The organism is Citreimonas sp. (assembly GCF_042096055.1).
In the GTDB taxonomy this organism is placed as follows: domain Bacteria; phylum Pseudomonadota; class Alphaproteobacteria; order Rhodobacterales; family Rhodobacteraceae; genus Citreimonas.
In genome coordinates this window covers 1-1,625 of the sequence record NZ_JBELMH010000128.1, presented here as the reverse complement: position 1 = coordinate 1,625, position 1,625 = coordinate 1, and the positions used below count along the sequence as shown (strand labels likewise).

The 1,625-nt window shown below is 69.8% G+C and carries 2 protein-coding genes; one reads left to right on the top strand and one right to left on the bottom strand.

Features of this window, described 5'->3' with window-relative positions; all coding sequences use genetic code 11:
* Positions 1 to 100 precede the first annotated feature (100 nt).
* Positions 101 to 436, bottom strand: coding sequence for an STAS domain-containing protein (locus tag ACFDTC_RS17180; RefSeq protein ID WP_375260102.1), 336 nt, complete (start codon positions 434 to 436; stop codon positions 101 to 103).
* Positions 437 to 524: 88 nt separating this feature from the next.
* Between ACFDTC_RS17180 and ACFDTC_RS17175 the strand changes: the two genes are divergently transcribed.
* A partial coding sequence (locus ACFDTC_RS17175; protein ID WP_375260101.1) for an acetyl-CoA C-acyltransferase occupies positions 525 to 1,625 on the top strand: 1,101 nt, incomplete at its 3' end.

The following is a 1,625-nucleotide window of genomic DNA, read 5'->3' as shown; positions in this document are numbered from 1 at the left end:
CGCGCAGGGCGATCAGGCACGCCGTCACCGCGTCGTGGCGCGCGGCGACCCTGTAGTAGTGGTCAGGCTCTGCCGGGGGTGGTTTCACGCAGTCGCCTGCCTAGCCGTCCGTGCCCGTCGCCTCGTCGACCGAGCCGTGGATGCGGAAGATCGAATCCATCCGCGTCATGCGAAAGACCTTGTCGACCGTCGCGCCCAGCGAGGCGAGCTCCATCCGCCGCCCCTCGGGCATCAGCTTCATCACGGCGACGATGGCGCCCAGGCCGCTGGAATCGATGAACTCGACCGGGCCGAGGTCGAGGACCAGCGTGCCGTGCGACCGCTCGATTTCGCCACGCATCTCCTCGCGAAAGCGGATCGCGGCGGCGGCGTCGATGCGGGCGGTCTCGACCGTCACCAGATACGTGTCGCCCAGCTGGCGCCCGTTGAGTTTCATTGTCACCCTCGTCACTGATACCCCTTGGACCCTAGGCGCAAATGGTTACATTTTCGGTAATCGGGCCCGGCACAGGAGAGGACACAGCATGCAGGATGTCGTGATCACGGGCGCGGCCCGAACGCCTATGGGCGGTTTCCAGGGCGCGCTGTCGGGGGCATCGGCCGCCGAGCTGGGGGGCGTGGCGATCCGCGCGGCGCTGAAGGGCGCCGGCAAACCCGCCGTGGACGAGGTGCTGATGGGTTGCGTGCTGCCCGCGGGCCAGGGCCAGGCGCCGGCGCGGCAGGCGGGATTCAAGGCGGGCCTGGGCGAAGAGGTCCCCGCCACCACTCTCAACAAGATGTGCGGCTCGGGGATGAAGGCCGCGATGATGGCCTGGGACCGGCTGGCGCTTGGTCACGCCGACACCATCGTCGCCGGCGGCATGGAGAGCATGACCAACGCCCCCTACATGCTGCCCAAGATGCGCGAGGGCGCGCGGATCGGCCACCAACAGGTGATCGACCACATGTTTCTCGACGGGCTCGAGGACGCCTACCACAAGGGGCGCCTCATGGGCACCTTCGCCGAGGATTGCGCCGAGGCGTTCCAGTTCACCCGCGAGGCGCAGGACACCTACGCGCTCGCCTCGCTGTCGAACGCGCTCGAGGCAGAGCGCACGGGCCTCTTCAAGGCCGAGATCGCCGGCGTCACGATCCATTCCCGCACCGGCGAGGACACGATCACCGCCGACGAACAGCCCGGCCGCGCCCGCCCCGAGAAGATCCCGACGCTGAAGCCCGCCTTCCGCAAGGACGGCACGGTGACGGCGGCGAATTCGTCCTCGATCTCGGATGGCGCCGCCGCGCTGATCCTGTCCACCCGCGCCGCCGCCGACGCGGCCGAGGCACCGGTGCGCGCGCGCATCCTGGGCCATGCCAGCCACGCACAGGCGCCGAAGGACTTCCCCACGGCACCCGTTCCGGCCGCGCGCAAGCTGCTCGACCGGCTGGGCTGGAAGGTGTCCGACGTCGACCTTTGGGAGGTGAACGAGGCCTTCGCCGTGGTGCCCATGGCCTTCATGCGCGAGCTCGGCCTGCCGCGCGACGTGGTCAACGTGCATGGCGGCGCCTGCGCGCTGGGGCATCCCATCGGTGCCTCCGGCGCGCGGATCATGGTCACGCTGCTGCACGCGCTGGAAAGCCGCGGC

Bases quoted from the DNA above. Each gene is read 5' to 3' on its own strand.
- ACFDTC_RS17180 (WP_375260102.1), bottom strand. From the start codon at position 436: ATGAAACTCAACGGGCGCCAGCTGGGCGACACGTATCTGGTGACGGTC.